Consider the following 14,516-nt stretch of genomic DNA (forward strand, 5'->3'; position numbering starts at 1 on the left):
CGGGACCATGACCGACACGCTGCAGCCTGCCGACGAGTCCTTGGCGCGCCCCGACGACACCGACGACCCTCGCTTCCTGCTGCTCGTCACCGGCGCGATCGCGCTGCTGGCCGCCACGATCCTGACCATCGACAAGCTCAGCCTGCTGCAGGCCAAGGTCGACGGAACCGAGAAGGCGCTCAACTGCGACATCAGCGCCTTCGTCAGCTGCAGCGGCGTCATGGAGTCCAGCCAGGCCGCCGCCTTCGGGTTCGCCAACTCGGTGTGGGGCATGATCGCGTTCGCTGTCGTGCTCACGATCGGCGTGCTGGTCGCCGCACGTGTCGCGATGCCGGCCTTCATCTGGGCCGGCCTCCAGGTCGGCGTCGTGTTCGGCATCGGTTTCGTCACCTGGCTGCAGAGCCAGAGCATCTACGAGATCAACAAGCTGTGCCCCTGGTGCATGGTCGTGTGGGCCATGATGATCCCGCTGTTCGTCGGTGTCACCGCGCGCAACCTGCGCGCCTGGGCGCCCGACGCGGCGATCACCCGCTTCGTCAGCAACTGGACCACCCTCATCGTGGCCCTGTGGTACCTCGCGGTCGTCGCCGCGATCTGGTTCCACTTCGGCCCCGAGCAGCTGTTCGCCTGAACCGAGCGAGCTGTTCAGGAGCCGCCTGAACCGAGCGAGCTCGATGATCTGACATCGAGACAGTGAGGTGTAACACTGAGTTACTCCTCACACTGAGGCGTCATTCTGTTGCCGGTCGACTGGTCGTGTGTAACCGTTCGTTACCTACAGGTTTCCCAGCCAGGAGTTGCGCGTGTCTGAGTCCCGGATCGACCGCTCGTCAGTTCTCAGCCGCCTGCGCACCGTCGGCCGGGCGCTCACGACCCCGCTCACTCCCGACGACTACTTCAAGCTGATCAACCCGCTGTGGTCGGCCCGCGAGCTGCGCGGCCGGGTCGAGAAGGTCGTCAGGGAGACCGATCGCGCCGCCACCTTGGTCATCAAGCCGGGCTGGGGCTGGAAGTTCGACCACGCCCCGGGCCAGTACATCGGCATCGGCGTGGAGCTCGACGGCAAGTACCACTGGCGCTCGTACTCCCTGTCCTCGGTGCCCCTGCACGAGAACGGCACCGTGAGCATCACCATCAAGGCGATGCCCGAGGGGTTCTTGTCCGACCACCTCGTCAACGGCCTCGAGCCGGGCACCATCGTGCGCCTCGCAGCCCCGCAGGGCGACTTCGTCCTGCCGGAGCCGCCGCCGGAGAAGCTGCTGTTCCTGGTCGGCGGCAGCGGCATCACGCCGGTCATGTCGATCCTGCGCACCATGGACCGGCGCCAGCTGGAGGCCGACGCCGACCTGCCCGACACCGTGCTGGCCTACTCGGCCACCGACGAGGACGACATGATGTTCGTCCACGAGCTGCGTGTCATGGCGCTGCGCTACCCCCGCTTCACCTTCATCGAGCGGTTCACCGACACCGACGGCATGCTCACCACGGACCAGCTCGACGACGTCGTCCCCGACTGGCGCGACCGCGAGACCTGGGCGTGTGGTCCGGCGTCGATGCTCGACGCGTTCAGCGAGCTGTACGAGCAGAACCAGCTGGAGCACCGCCTGCACATCGAGCGCTTCTCGTTGGCCACCGTGGACAGCGAGGCCTCCGGCGGGTCGGTGACCTTCGGCGTGGGCGGGCCGACCGTCCAGCTCGACGGCGCCACCACGCTGCTCGAGGCCGGCGAGAAGGCCGGCGTCAACATGCTCTTCGGCTGCCGCATGGGCATCTGCCACACCTGCGACGTGCCACTCGCGTCGGGCCGCGTGCGCGACCTGCGCAGCGGCGAGGAGCACGACAACCCCAACGAGTACATCCAGACCTGTGTGTCCGTCGCCGCCGGCGACTGCACCCTCACCCTCTGACCGCACCCACCCGAAAGGTCGAGAACATGGCATTTGCAGACGTTCGCGAGTACACCCACCTCACCGACGAGGAGGTCGAGGCGATCGGCAAGGAGCTCGACGAGATCCGTGCCGAGGTCGAGGCGTCCCGCGGCCAGGCCGACCGTGACTACGTGCTGCGGGTCATCACCCTTCAGCGCCGCCTCGCGGCCGCTGGCCGCATCACCCTGTTCGCCAGCATGTTCCCGCCCGCGTGGCTGCTCGGCACCGCGCTGCTCGGCTCGGCCAAGATCCTCGAGAACATGGAGATCGGCCACAACACCATGCACGGCCAGTGGGACTGGATGAACGACCCGGAGATCCACTCCAGCAACTGGGAGTGGGACACCACCCAGCCGGCCGAGCAGTGGAAGCACTCGCACAACTACGTGCACCACCAGTTCACCAACGTGCTCGGTCACGACAACGACGTCGGATACGGCATCCTGCGCATGTCGCGCGACCAGAAGTGGCACCCGGCCAACCTGGGCCAGCCCGTCTACAACGCGCTGCTGGCACTGCTGTTCGAGTGGGGCGTCGCGCTGCACGACCTCGACATCGAGGCCATCCGCAAGGGCGAGAAGGACCCCAAGGTCTTCAAGAAGCAGATCAAGCAGATCGGCGACAAGGTCGGCAAGCAGGCGTTCAAGGACTACGTCATGTTCCCGCTGCTGACCGGGCCGCAGTTCTTCCACACCCTGACGGCCAACGCCACCGCGAACGTCATGCGGAACCTGTGGTCGTACATGATCATCTTCTGCGGCCACTTCCCCGACGGCGCGGTGCACTTCACCGAGGAGGAGCTCGAGGAGGAGACGCGCGCCGAGTGGTACCTGCGCCAGATGCTCGGCTCGGCCAACTTCGAGGGCGGCAAGCTGCTGCACCTGATGAGCGGCCAGCTCGGCTACCAGATCGAGCACCACCTGTTCCCCGACCTGCCCAGCAACCGCTACGCGCAGATCTCGGTCAAGGTGAAGGACATCTGCAAGCGCTACGACATCCCGTACACCACGGGACCGCTGCACAAGCAGTACGGACAGACCCTCCGCACCATCTTGAAGCTGTCGCTGCCGAACCGTCGCACCACCGACAACCCGGCGCCGGAGGCTCCGCGCAAGCGCCGCCTGCGTGACGACGAGCGTCCGGTGCGTCGTTCGGAGCTGGGCAAGTGGTCGCCCGCTTCGGTGTGACGCCCGTGCCGTTCGCCTGCGAGGACGACGACGGGGTCAGCGATGTCTCCGCCGTCGTCAAGAAGCGGGCGATCCGGTGCGCGCTGAGCCGGATCTGCGGCATGTGCGGCGAGACGCTGACCCGTCCGATCGCGTTCCTAGGCCCTGAGGCCGAGGCGCAGATCGGCCGGTTCGCGTTCCCGCCCATGCACCTGGAGTGCGCACAGACGGCGGCAGCCGGCCTGGGCCACGGCCCCGGCCTGGGCCATGAGCTCGTGTCAGGTCCGTGGGCGCTGGTGACCACCGGTGGCTTCGACCTGATCCGCCCCACCCGGCGCGGCGACCCGGTGCACTTCCACCCCAACTCGGTGCTCGACACCACCTGGCACCACGACGGCTGAACCCGCGTCGTGGTGGCGCAATCGCCTGCCGTGATGTAACTTCCGGTTACACCTTGGAGGTCCACCCGATGCGCCTGACCCGCCTGTTCTCCCTCGCCACCGCTCTCGCCGTGGCCGCAGGTATCGCCATCGCCGTCCCCGCCCAGGCCGCGACGAAGCCGCTGCCTGTTCCCTACAGCTTCTTGCCGTCGGCCGTCATCGCCGGGCTCGCGATCGACGCTGATCCGCCCGGCGCCAACGACTGGTCCTGCAAGCCCAGCGCCGCGCACCCCACACCGGTGGTGCTCGCGCACGGGCTCACCGGCAACAAGGCCACCAACTGGCAGACGTTCTCGCCGCTGCTCAAGAACGAGGGCTACTGCGTCTTCGCGCTCACGTACGGTCAGTCCGCCCTCGCGCCGGCCCCGTTCCAGAACGCGTTCGGTGGCTTCACCCGCATGGAGGACAGCGCGGCCCAGCTGTCGGCGTTCGTCGACCGCGTGCTCGCCGCTACCGGCACCTCCAAGGTCGACATCCTCGGTCACTCCGAGGGCACGGTGGTGCCCAACTACTACGCCAAGTTCCTCGGTGGCGGACCCAAGATCGACAAGTACGTCTCGATCGCCCCGATCTGGCACGGCACCAATCCAGCCGGGCTGAACTCGATCGCCCGCCTGGGCACGCCGTTCGGCGTGACGCCGTTGGTGTTCGCCACGTTGCGCCCGTACTTCGCGTCGGGCGAGCAGCTGCTGGCCGACTCGGACTTCATCGCGCAGATGCGGTCCGGCGGCACCCCGATCGTGCCCGGCATCACCTACACCAACATCGTCACGAAGTACGACGAGCTGGTCGTGCCGTACACCAGCGGCATCGAGCCGGGCATGACCAACCTGACGGTGCAGGACTACTGCCGCCTCGACTACAGCGAGCACTTCCAGATCGTGGCCGATCCCGTGGCCGCAGCCCTGGTGCTCAACGCGCTCGACCCGCAGCACCCGCGCCGGGTGCCGTGCCGGCTGGTGCTGCCGTTCGTCGGCACGCTCTGAGCCCGACACCACCTGACCGAGCAGACGACGACAGCGCCACCCCCGCGGGGGTGGCGCTGTCGCGATGTCGTGGAGCTGCCGGGAATTGAACCCGGGTCCTACGGCGCTGATTCAGGGCTTCTCCGGGTGCAGTTCGTCTGACGCTTTTCTCAGCTCCGACGCTTGGACGAACGCATCGCCGACGAGCTCAGTCGCAGTTGAGTCCCGATCACACCCTGCAACACAGTGTGACCAGCAAGTCTCCTTGATGAGACTGGCGATCCGGAGCGGAGACGCCCCCGGGCCAGCCCTTCACCTATCGCTTAAGCAGCGAGGGCGAAGTCAGTGCGCTTTGAATCGGCACTTGTTGGTTTCCAGAGATCGTTTAAGAGATAACCCTGGATCCTCTACCCGCTTCACCTGAATCGAACGACCACAGTCGAAACCGATCAGCCCCTCTTGAGTTGTACCCATCAGTCTACGCCCCGCCCCCGACACCACCCAAACGCCGACCACGTTCCCCGCGAGTGGCGCAGTTTGGCGCGTCGGAGCGATGATTTCGAGCCATTTTGCGCCACTCGCGGGACAGAGTGCGCCACTCGGCGGCGCTCAGGTCGAGGCGGGCTGGGCCGAGCGGCCGTGGATGAGCGCGAACGCGCAGGCGGCCGCCACCACCAGCATCCCGATGCAGATCTCGATCCCGGTGCGAAAGCCCGGCCCGAAGACGGCCGGATCGGCGAAGTCGGTGCCGACGATGCCCGCGATCGGCGGGATCGCCGCCACGGCCAGCAGGGACCCGGTGCGGGCCACCGCGTTGTTGACCCCCGACGCGATGCCGGTCTGCGTGTCGGGGGCCGACGCGAGCACGGCCGTCGTCAGCGGCGCGACGAGCGTGGCAAGACCGGCACCGAACACCAGGGCTCCCGGCAGGACGTCGCGAACGAACGAGGCGTCCTCGCCGATGCGCAGGTACAGCAGCAGCCCACAGGCCGCCAGCAGCGGCCCGATCGTCATCGGCAGGCGCGGCCCGATGCGCGTGGCCAGGGCGCCGGCCCGCGACGAGAACAGCAGCATCAAGATCGTCCCCGGCACCGACGCCAGGCCGGCCTGGAGCGGAGTGAAGCCCGAGACGTACTGCAGCTGGAGCACGAGAAGAAAACCGGTGCCGGCCAGCGCCCCGTAGATCGCGAACGTGCAGATGTTGGCCGCGGTGAAGACCCGGTCCGCGAACAGACCCAGCGGCACCAGCGGGTGGGGCGCGACGGCCTGGTGCCACACGAAGCCGGCCAGCACCACCAGCCCGACGACGGCGTACGGCCAGGAGCGGTCGACCAGCCCGTAGGTGAGCAGCGCGAGACCTCCCGCGGTCAGGGACGCACCCACCACGTCGAGCCGATCGTCCGATCCCCGCGTCTCGGGCACGTGGCGGACCGTCAGCCACAGCACCACGGCGGCGAGCGGCACGTTGATCCAGAAGATCGATCGCCAGCCCACGGCATCCACGAGGTAGCCCCCGACCAGGGGTCCGATCGCCGTGGTGACGCCGGCCAGGCCCGACCAGGTGCCGATGGCGCGGCCGCGGTCCTCGTGGTGGAACGACGCCGAGATGATGGCGAGGCTGCCCGGCGTGAGCAGCGCACCGCCGATGCCCTGCAGAGCACGGGCGGCCACCAGCACGCCGATGCTCGGTGCCGCGGCGCACAGCACCGAGGCGCCCACGAACCACGTGACGCCGAGCAGGTACACCCTGCGCCGGCCCCACCGGTCCCCCAGGGAACCGCCGACGAGGATGAGCGCCGCGAGCGTCAGCGTGTAGGCGTTGACCGTCCACTGCAGACCCGCCACTCCCCCGTCCAGGTCGGCGTCGATCGCGGGAAGCGCCAGCGACACGATCGACGCGTCCAGGAAGGTCATGCCCGATCCGAGGATCATCGCGGCCAGCACCCACCGGCCCTGCGCCGTGCCGAGCCGGACCGGCTGGCTCACGACGCCACGTCGAACAGACGTGATCCGTTCTGCCAGAGCACCGCGCGCATCCAGTCATCGCCCAGTCCGAGTCGCTCGAGGGCCTCGATCTGGTGCGCGTACTGGTACGGGATGTTCGGGAAGTCCGTGCCGAACAGCACCTTGGCCTGCAGGGCCGCCAGTCGCTCCGGAACGCCGTCGGGAACGGCAGAATCCCAGAAGTCGACGAACGCCATGGTGGTGTCGAGCCGCACGTGCTCGTGCTGCTCGGCCAGCGTGAGGAACTCGTCGATCTCGGGCATCCCCAGGTGCGCGACGACCAGCGCGAGCGACGGATGCCGTGACAGGACGTCGGCCACCGCCTGTGGCCCGGTGAACCGGCCGGGCGCGGGGCCGGAGCCCGCGTGGATCACGATCGGGGTGCCGGCCTCGGCGAGCACCGCCCACACCGGCTCGAGCAGCGGGTCGTTGGGCGCGAAGTCGCCGACCTGCACGTGCACCTTGAAGACCTCGACGCCCGCCTCGACCAGCTGCGGCACGTAGGTGGCGGCCTCCGGCTCGGGGAAGAACGTGGCCGAGCGCAGCGCGTCGGGGGTGCGCTCGGCGAACTCGAGCGTCCAGTCGTTCATGAATCCCGCGATGCCGGGCTTGTGCGCGTACGACAGCGCCGAGAACTTCTTGACGCCCATCGCGCGCAGCTGCTCGACCCGCTCGGCGTCAGTGCCGTCGTAGGCGATCGGCCACTCGCGCCCGAGCAGCGGTCCCGCGCTCGCGAAGTAGGCCCAGACCTTCGCCATGATCGGCGGCGCCATGAAGTGGGTGTGTACGTCGACGATGCCGGGAACGCCGATCCGGTCGAGGTACGCCGGAACCTCGTCGTCGCGCATCACATGCCCTTGAGGCGGCGCCCCAGATCGCGTTCGGCCTCGCGCGTGGCCGTGCGCTCGGCGATGGCGTGCCGCTTGTCGAAGCTCTTCTTGCCTCGCGCCAGAGCGATCTCGACCTTGGCCCGCCCGTCGAGGAAGTACAGGGACAAGGGCACGATCGTCAGGCCCTTCTCGGTGGTGCGCCGCTCGATCTTGTCGATCTCCGCGCGGTTGAGCAGCATCTTGCGCCGCCGCCGCGTCTCGTGGTTGGTCCACGTGCCGAGCGTGTAGTGCGGGATGTGCACCTGCAGCAGCCACGCCTCGCCGCGGTCGATCTCGCCGAAGCCGTCGACGAGCGAGGCACGCCCCGCCCGCAGCGACTTGACCTCGGTGCCGGTCAGGACCAGCCCGGCCTCGTAGGTGTCCTCGATGTGGTAGTCGTGGCGTGCCTTCTTGTTCTGGGCCACGATCTTGCGGCCGGTCTCCTGGGGCACCGGGTCAGGTTACAGCCAGCCCATGGGGTTCACCGTCGAGCCGTTGACGATCACCATGAAGTGCAGGTGGCAGCCCGTGGAGTAGCCGGTGGTTCCGGAGTAGGCGATGACCTCGCCACGCTTGACCTTGCTGCCGGTGCTCTTCACGAACCGCGACAGGTGGTTGTACGTGGTCACGACGCTCTTGCCGCGCATGATGCCGTTGTTGAGGATGACGCGGTTGCCGTAGCCGGCGTTGTAGTACTGCTGGATGATCGTGCCGGACGCGGCGGCCCGCACGGGGGTGCCGCAGGGGATGCCGAAGTCGGTGCCGTCGTGCAGCTTGTACACGCCGGTGACCGGGTGGACGCGCATGCCGTACGGCGAGGTGATCGGACCGCTGGCGGGGTACGAGAGCGTGCCCCCACCGTCACCGCCCACGCCGGAGCCACCGGTCTTGATGTCCTTGGCGGCCAGCGCAGCCAGCTGGTTGGCGATGCGCGACCGCTCGTTCTCCAGGGCCTTCAGCTGGGAGAGGTCGTCCTGGAGCGCCTTGTCCGCAGCCTTCTTGGCGACGGCCTGCTTGCTGACCAGCGCGGCAACGGCGGTGGCCTGCTGCGCGGCGGCGGCCTCGAGCTGTTCTTGCACCTTCAGGTTGGCGGCGGCGGCCTCGCGCTGCTTCTTGACCTTGTCGCGCAAGCCCTCGACCTCGTCGCGCTTGAGCTTGAGCACCACACGGGTGGCGTCGAGACCCTGCATCGTGGCCAGCTGGGCGTCGCTGACGGAGTCGTTGATCGACATCTGCTCGGTGAAGCTGCTCGGATCGTCACCGCTGAGCAGTCGGCTGAAGGCACGGAGCCCACGATCGCCTTGCTGCACGTTCTCGACCGTGAACTCCTCGACGGCCTGCTCGGACGTCGCGAGATCTGCCTCGCCCTTCTTGAGCTTGGCCACGGAGACCTTGAGGGCTGCCTCGGACTCGGTGAGCTTCAGCTGCAGGTCGCGATCCTCGGCTCGGGCCGTGGCCAGCTGGCCGCGTGTCTGGCCGAGCGTCGCCTGCGCGCCCTTGAGGGCAGTCTTGGCCTTGGTCAGCGCGGCCTGGGCGTTCTTGAGCGCTCGCGTCGACTCGTCGACGGCGCCCTTGGCCGAGTCGATCTTGCCGTTGACACCCTTCTTCTGCCGCTCGAGGTCACTCTTGGAGTCCGCGATCGACGGCGCGGTGAGGGCAGCGAGCATGAGGATGGACAGCAGTCCGACCAACAGCGCTTTGAACCTGGTGTGACGCATGAATCAACCTCGGGGAAGGGTGTCCCGGCAGGGGACGAGGAATGGCTTCCCCTACACCATACGTCACATCTGTCACACGTCCAGATATTTGCGCGTCATCACGAGAGTCGGCACCAGGGCCAGCAGCAGCGCCAGCACGGTGGTGATGCCCATGACGACGAACGCCTCGTTCCATCGCACCCACGTGGTGATCTCGCCCAACGACGTGCGCAGGTAGCGATAGACCACGAAGTACATGAAGGCGCCGAGACCCAGTGCCGCGAGGGCCGCGGACATCAGCGCGGCGAGCAGCGACTCCAGCACGAACGGCAGCTGGATGTGCCAGCTGGACGCACCCACCAGGCGCATGATGCCGATCTCGCGTCGGCGTGCGTAGGCGGTCATGCGGATGGTGTTGGACACCTGCAGGATCGCGGCGATCACCAGCAGCAGGGCCGCACCGAGGGCGGCATACTGCATCTTGGACAGGAACTGGAACAGCGGTGCGAGCAGCTGCTTGAGCGACGTGACGCTGTTGACGCCGTCGAGCCCCGACACCTGGCTGACGATGCCGTTGAAGTCGTCCGGGTTCTTCAGGGTGACCATGTAGGACTCGGGGAACGAGTCCGGACCGAGGGTCTCGAGCTGCTTGCGCCCTGTGGGCGACTGACCCAGCGTGGCGCGTGCCCGCTCGTAGCTGTCGGCCGGCGTGCGGACCTCGAAGGACTTGACCTCGGGGTTGGTGTCGAGGGCCGACTGGACGGCGGCCTTCTGGTCGTCGTTGGCGGCACCGCCGACGCAGGTGGCAGCCGGTGAGTTCTTGGTGCACAGGTTGACCTGGATCTGCAGCTTGTCGCCGTAGTAGCTCTCGGTCCGGTTGGCCTGCAGCTGCATCAGCAGCCCCAACGAGGCCAGCAGCAGCGACACACTCATCGTGACGACCAGCGAGATCGTCATCGACTTGTTGCGCGCCATGCCGGAGGTGAGCTCGCGCATTCTGGTGAGCACGGGTTCTCCTAGTTCTGGTAGCCGTAGATGCCGCGGGCCTCGTCGCGCATCACGCGACCCCCGTCGAGCTCGATGACCCGCTTGCGCATCTGGTCGACGATCGACGCGTCGTGCGTGGCCATCACCACGGTGGTGTCGGTGCGGTTGATGCGGTCGAGCAGCTTCATGATGCCGACGCTGGTGGAGGGGTCGAGGTTTCCGGTGGGCTCGTCGGCGATGAGGATCATGGGCCGGTTGACGAACGCGCGCGCCACGGCGACGCGCTGCTGCTCACCACCGGACAGCTCGTCGGGCATGCGGTGGCCCTTGCCGTCGAGACCGACCATCTCCAGGGTCTCCGGCACCAGCTTGTCGATCTCGGCGCGGGGCTTGCCGATGACCTGCAGCGCGAAGGCCACGTTCTCGGTGACGTTCTTGTTGGGCAGCAGGCGGAAGTCCTGGAAGACCGTGCCGACCTGCCGCCGCAGCTTGGGCACCTTCCAGCTGGAGAGCTTGTTGATCTCCTTGCCCGCGACGTAGACGCGGCCGCTGGTGGGCGTCGCCTCACGCAGGATCAGGCGCAGGAAGGTCGACTTGCCCGAACCGGAGGAACCGACGAGGAAGACGAATTCGCCCTTCTCGATCTCCAGGTCGACGGCGTCGAGCGCAGCGCGCTTCTGGCCGGGGTAGGTCTTGGTGACCTTGTCGAATCGAATCACTCGGTCGAGTCTAGGCAGACGACCCCGTGATCCCGGGCTGACGCGCCCCTCTCAGCAACTTCTCGGCGTTCGTCGCACCGCGATGGCACAGTCGACCCATGACCGATCAGAAGCAGACGCTGCACCGCTACCTGGACCAAGGACACGAGGCGCTGCTGTGGAAGCTCGAAGGGCTCGACGAGCACGACCTGCGCCGTCCGATGACGCCCACGGGCACCAACCTGCTGGGCCTGGTCAAGCACACGGCGGCCACCGGCGTGGGTTACTTCGGCGAGGTGTTCGGCCGCCCGTTCCCCGAGCCGATCCCCTGGTTCGAGGACGACGCCCCGGACAACGCGGACATGTTCGCCACGGCCGAGGAGTCGACCGCCGACCTGCTCGACCTCGATGCGCGGTGCTGGGCCCACTCCGGCGCCACGATCGCGGCACTCGACCTCGACTTCCCCGGCGTGGTGCCGTGGTGGCCCGAGGAGCGCAGGCACGTCACGCTGCAGCAGATCCTCGTGCACATGACCGCCGAGCTGCACCGCCACGTCGGCCACGCCGACATCATCCGCGAGCTGATCGACGGTGCGGTCGGCATGCGCGAGGGCAACGAGAACCTCCCCGACACCGACTGGGCCGCGCACCGGGCGCGCGTCGAGACCGAGGCGCGGCGGGCCGCCGGCCTGTAGCGGTCAGTCCTGGCCGCGGCGCCAGCGGATGGCGGTCTCGATGAAGTCGTCGATCTCGCCGTCGAGCACGGACTGGGTGTTGCCGGTCTCGTGCTCGGTGCGCAGGTCCTTGACCATCTGGTAGGGATTCAGCACGTAGTTGCGCATCTGGTCGCCCCACGACGCCTGCACGTCGCCGCGCAGCTCGTCGAGGTGGGCGCGCTCCTCGGCCTTCTTGAGCGCGAGCAGCTTGGCCTTGAGGATCACCATGGCACTGGCCTTGTTCTGCAGCTGACTCTTCTCGTTCTGGCAGCTGACCACGGTGCCGGTGGGGATGTGGGTGAGGCGCACCGCCGAGTCGGTGGTGTTGACGCTCTGACCGCCGGGGCCGCTGGAGCGGTACACGTCGACGCGCACCTCCTCGTCGGGCAGGTCGATCTCGTCGGTCTCCTCCAGCACCGGCACGACCTCGACGGCCGCGAACGACGTCTGGCGCCGGCCCTGGTTGTCGAACGGGCTGATGCGCACCAGCCGGTGGGTGCCGGCCTCGACCGACAACGTGCCGTAGGCGTAGGGCGCCTTGACCGCGAAGGTCGTGGACTTGAGCCCGGCCTCCTCGGCGTAGGACACGTCGTAGACCTCGGTCGGGTAGCCGTGGCGCTCGGCCCAGCGCAGGTACATGCGCTGCAGCATCTCGGCGAAGTCGGCCGCGTCGACGCCACCGGCGCCCGAACGGATGGAGACCAGCGCCTCGCGCTCGTCATACTCCCCCGACAGCAGGGTGCGCACCTCGAGCGAGTCGATGAGGGTCTGCAACCGGTGCAGCTCGGTCTCGGCCTCGGCCAACGAGTCGGCGTCGCCCTCCTCCTGGCCGAGCTCGACGAGCACCTCGATGTCGTCGATGCGCTGACGCAGGCCGGTCACCCGCTCGACCTCGGCCTGCAGCGTCGACAGTCGGCCCGTGACGCGCTGCGCGTTGGGCTGGTCGTCCCACAGGTCTGGCGCGCCCACCTGCTCCTGCAGGTCGGCGATCTCGGTGCGCATGGCGTCGAGGTCGAGGACCTTCTCGATCGAACGTCAGGGTGGCGCTGAGCGCCTTGATCTGCTCTGCGAAGTCGATGGCCACCTGTCGAGATTACAGGTGGGACTCACCTGCTCCTGCAAGGCGCCTCACACGCTTATGCCTGCGGTCAGCCGGACAGGTTCAGACGCTCTTGCGTCGGAACTCAGGTTGGGCAATCGGCTTGTCGGCGCCGTGGGACTTCTCGCTGCCGTCGTGCTCGGCGCTCTCGGGGCTGGGGTGGTGCTTCTTGTTCTTCTTCTCCAGCGCCTCACGCATCTTGGCCCGGACGTCTTCGGGTGCTGCGCGGTTCTCGGGGGCGGATCCCGGTGTCGCTGAGTCGGTCATGCAGTCCATCCTCACACGTCAGTACGCTCGTGCCCATGGCCCAGCGCAAACGACCTGACTTCGGCCCGGAGGTCGTGGAGCGGCTGGCGCGCGCCAAGCAGCGCCGCGACGAGGCCGTCACGCTGGCCACCGAGGTCTACGAGGACGCCTTGCTGGACGCCTTCGAGTCCGGGCTGACCTACAACGACATCGCCGCGACGGTCGCCGGCTCCCACGCCACACTGGCCCAGTCGATCAAGAACGCGCGGGGACGTCGGGCCTGAGCCGCCCTAGGGCTGGGCCACCCTGAGCTGGGAGGTGGCCTCGGCGACGACGGTGGTGGAAGAGGGAAGACCGGGCGGGCGCAGCGCCAGTTCGACCGTGCGCTCCAGTCGGACGGTCACACAGTCGTTCGTGGCGCGGACGCTGACCACCCGCGCGTTCGAACCCGCGACGTAGTCGGACACGATCCGCACCGCTTGGGCGACGTCCACGCGCACGTCTCCCCCGGTGTAGAAGGCCTGCTCGTCGAGACTGTCGGCGGCGGTCAGGGCGGCCCCGTCGGCAAGGTTGTCGAGCTCGCGGCGCTCCAGGAAGGCGCCCGACGCGTTGATGACGACCGCGCAGAGCACCAGCAGGAACGTCAGGAAGCCGATCGTCATGACGGTGACCGTCCCGCGGTCCCCTTCGTGGCTGTCCGAGCGGTTCATCGGCGCGCCCGGTAGGTGCCGTAAGGCTGGGTGTGCGTGCTGTCGACGGTGATCGCACCGATGTTCTCGCCGAACACCGACGGCGTCAGCGGCAGGCGCTGCGTGGCTTGCACGAAGACCCGCACCGACGAGCCCGGCTGCAGACAGTCGGCGGGGGTCGGCAGGCAGCTGATCCGCACCGTCGCGCCTGCCAGCCCTTGGTCGCCCATCACGAGGCGCGCCGCGGCCCTCGCCCGCGCCTCGCCGGTGACGACGTCGGGCGACTGCAGGAAGGCGCGGGCGGCCGAACGACTCGCCGACGACGTCCCGTAGGCGGCACGTTGGGTGTCGAAGACCGCGACCAGCACGTAGACCAACGGCACGAGCAACAAGATGGTGAGCCAGACGAACTCGATGGTGGCCGTGCCGCGATCCGCTCCCCCTGCGGACCGCCTCACGGCTCGAGCTCGCGAATCGCGTGACCGCTGACGGTCAGGGGCACGGCAGGACCGAACAGCCCGAGCGCCGGAACCCTGGCCCGAACGACCACCTCGGCGGTCTCGACGCCGTCGACCACGGCGTACCCGGCCGTGACGTCGTCCGCGTAGCGATCATCCAAGGACTGTCGGATGATCTGCCGGGTGCGCTCCGCTCCGTCACCCGCCGTGGCCTCCAGCGGCGCCGCCGCCCGCGCCCCCTCGGCGGCCGCAGCCGTGGCGGTGTTGCGCACGTGCAGCACCAGCCCGATCTGGGCGATGCCGAGCACGAGCGGCACCAAAAGGGTCATGACCAGGACGAACTCCACGACCGCCGCGCCCCGATCGGACGACCGGATCACTTCTGGTCACCCGCCGACGGCCGACAGCGCCTGGGTCAACATGGAGCGCAGCTGTGGCCCGGCAGCGGCAGCGAGGATCGCCACCAGCCCAGCGGACATCACGGTGATCATCACCCACCCGGGGACGTCGCCTCGCTCGTCGTGGGTGTCGAAACGGCTCATCCACTTCATGGT

Annotated in this window: 19 protein-coding genes and 1 other RNA gene; 7 read left to right on the forward strand and 13 right to left on the reverse strand. The window is 68.2% G+C overall.

Features of this window, described 5'->3' with window-relative positions:
* Window positions 1-7 precede the first annotated feature (7 nt).
* The 5 genes from AC0L5F_RS05685 to AC0L5F_RS05705 all read left to right on the forward strand — a co-directional run bounded on the left by AC0L5F_RS05685 (window position 8) and on the right by AC0L5F_RS05705 (window position 4,520).
* Window positions 8-631, forward strand: a complete 624-nt coding sequence (locus AC0L5F_RS05685; RefSeq protein WP_473315649.1) for a vitamin K epoxide reductase family protein — start codon at window positions 8-10, stop codon at window positions 629-631.
* Window positions 632-803: 172 nt separating this feature from the next.
* Window positions 804-1,907, forward strand: a complete 1,104-nt coding sequence (locus tag AC0L5F_RS05690; RefSeq protein WP_473315650.1) for a ferredoxin reductase — start codon at window positions 804-806, stop codon at window positions 1,905-1,907.
* A 26-nt stretch (window positions 1,908-1,933) separates the two neighbouring features.
* Window positions 1,934-3,115 carry a fatty acid desaturase family protein gene (locus AC0L5F_RS05695; RefSeq protein WP_473315651.1) on the forward strand — a complete coding sequence of 394 codons (1,182 nt, stop codon included), beginning with the start codon at window positions 1,934-1,936 and terminating at the stop codon, window positions 3,113-3,115.
* Complete coding sequence (locus AC0L5F_RS05700) at window positions 3,094-3,495, forward strand: hypothetical protein (RefSeq protein ID WP_473315652.1); 402 nt, start codon at window positions 3,094-3,096, stop codon at window positions 3,493-3,495. Before AC0L5F_RS05695 ends, AC0L5F_RS05700 begins: the two co-directional genes overlap by 22 nt.
* 68 nt (window positions 3,496-3,563) lie before the next feature.
* Entirely contained in the window at window positions 3,564-4,520 is a 957-nt protein-coding gene (locus AC0L5F_RS05705; RefSeq protein ID WP_473315653.1) for an esterase/lipase family protein, read from the forward strand.
* 67 nt (window positions 4,521-4,587) lie between these two features.
* Here the strand turns inward: AC0L5F_RS05705 and ssrA are convergent.
* From ssrA to ftsE, 7 genes are all read right to left on the reverse strand, one after another.
* Window positions 4,588-4,956: a transfer-messenger RNA gene (gene ssrA / locus AC0L5F_RS05710) on the reverse strand.
* Window positions 4,957-5,108: 152 nt separating this feature from the next.
* Complete coding sequence (locus AC0L5F_RS05715) at window positions 5,109-6,485, reverse strand: MFS transporter (protein ID WP_473315654.1); 1,377 nt, start codon at window positions 6,483-6,485, stop codon at window positions 5,109-5,111.
* Entirely contained in the window at window positions 6,482-7,351 is an 870-nt protein-coding gene (locus AC0L5F_RS05720) for an amidohydrolase family protein (protein ID WP_473315655.1), read from the reverse strand. Before AC0L5F_RS05720 ends, AC0L5F_RS05715 begins: the two co-directional genes overlap by 4 nt.
* Window positions 7,351-7,824 carry an SsrA-binding protein SmpB gene (gene smpB / locus AC0L5F_RS05725; protein WP_473315656.1) on the reverse strand — a complete coding sequence of 158 codons (474 nt, stop codon included), beginning with the start codon at window positions 7,822-7,824 and terminating at the stop codon, window positions 7,351-7,353. Before smpB ends, AC0L5F_RS05720 begins: the two co-directional genes overlap by 1 nt.
* Window positions 7,825-7,833: 9 nt before the next feature.
* Window positions 7,834-9,090, reverse strand: coding sequence for a peptidoglycan DD-metalloendopeptidase family protein (locus AC0L5F_RS05730; protein WP_473315657.1), 1,257 nt, complete (start codon window positions 9,088-9,090; stop codon window positions 7,834-7,836).
* A 72-nt stretch (window positions 9,091-9,162) separates the two neighbouring features.
* On the reverse strand, window positions 9,163-10,077 hold the full coding sequence (gene ftsX, locus AC0L5F_RS05735; protein WP_473315658.1) for a permease-like cell division protein FtsX: 915 nt from the start codon (window positions 10,075-10,077) through the stop codon (window positions 9,163-9,165).
* Between the two features lie 8 nt (window positions 10,078-10,085).
* Window positions 10,086-10,775, reverse strand: coding sequence for a cell division ATP-binding protein FtsE (gene ftsE, locus AC0L5F_RS05740; RefSeq protein WP_473315659.1), 690 nt, complete (start codon window positions 10,773-10,775; stop codon window positions 10,086-10,088).
* A gap of 98 nt (window positions 10,776-10,873) precedes the next feature.
* On the opposite strand from ftsE, the gene AC0L5F_RS05745 reads away from it, so the two are divergent.
* Complete coding sequence (locus AC0L5F_RS05745) at window positions 10,874-11,449, forward strand: DinB family protein (protein WP_473315660.1); 576 nt, start codon at window positions 10,874-10,876, stop codon at window positions 11,447-11,449.
* Window positions 11,450-11,452: 3 nt separating this feature from the next.
* Here AC0L5F_RS05745 and prfB read toward each other — a convergent pair.
* Together prfB and AC0L5F_RS05755 are read right to left on the reverse strand one after the other, a co-directional pair.
* Window positions 11,453-12,554 (reverse strand): peptide chain release factor 2 gene (prfB, locus tag AC0L5F_RS05750; RefSeq protein ID WP_473315661.1). Its coding sequence is split into 2 segments (ribosomal slippage): window positions 11,453-12,505 and window positions 12,507-12,554, totalling 1,101 coding nucleotides; the frame shifts between segments, so codons are not numbered across the junction.
* A 78-nt stretch (window positions 12,555-12,632) separates the two neighbouring features.
* On the reverse strand, window positions 12,633-12,836 hold the full coding sequence (locus tag AC0L5F_RS05755; protein WP_473315662.1) for a DUF5302 domain-containing protein: 204 nt from the start codon (window positions 12,834-12,836) through the stop codon (window positions 12,633-12,635).
* A gap of 35 nt (window positions 12,837-12,871) precedes the next feature.
* On the opposite strand from AC0L5F_RS05755, the gene AC0L5F_RS05760 reads away from it, so the two are divergent.
* Window positions 12,872-13,099 carry a hypothetical protein gene (locus AC0L5F_RS05760; RefSeq protein WP_473315663.1) on the forward strand — a complete coding sequence of 76 codons (228 nt, stop codon included), beginning with the start codon at window positions 12,872-12,874 and terminating at the stop codon, window positions 13,097-13,099.
* Between the two features lie 6 nt (window positions 13,100-13,105).
* On the opposite strand, the gene AC0L5F_RS05765 is transcribed toward AC0L5F_RS05760, so the two are convergent.
* The 4 genes from AC0L5F_RS05765 to AC0L5F_RS05780 are packed head-to-tail and all read right to left on the reverse strand — an operon-like array spanning window position 13,106 to window position 14,513.
* A complete protein-coding gene (locus AC0L5F_RS05765; protein ID WP_473315664.1) occupies window positions 13,106-13,477 on the reverse strand; it encodes a pilus assembly protein TadG-related protein in 372 nt (123 codons plus the stop codon).
* Between the two features lie 44 nt (window positions 13,478-13,521).
* Complete coding sequence (locus AC0L5F_RS05770) at window positions 13,522-13,962, reverse strand: hypothetical protein (RefSeq protein ID WP_473315665.1); 441 nt, start codon at window positions 13,960-13,962, stop codon at window positions 13,522-13,524.
* Window positions 13,959-14,342 (reverse strand): TadE/TadG family type IV pilus assembly protein, encoded by a 384-nt coding sequence (locus tag AC0L5F_RS05775; RefSeq protein WP_473315666.1) that lies wholly within the window; start codon window positions 14,340-14,342, stop codon window positions 13,959-13,961. Before AC0L5F_RS05775 ends, AC0L5F_RS05770 begins: the two co-directional genes overlap by 4 nt.
* A 6-nt stretch (window positions 14,343-14,348) precedes the next feature.
* Window positions 14,349-14,513 (reverse strand): hypothetical protein, encoded by a 165-nt coding sequence (locus tag AC0L5F_RS05780; RefSeq protein WP_473315667.1) that lies wholly within the window; start codon window positions 14,511-14,513, stop codon window positions 14,349-14,351.
* Window positions 14,514-14,516: the final 3 nt, after the last annotated feature.

The sequence above is a fragment of the Aeromicrobium sp. 10G20-16 genome, from assembly GCF_055809665.1.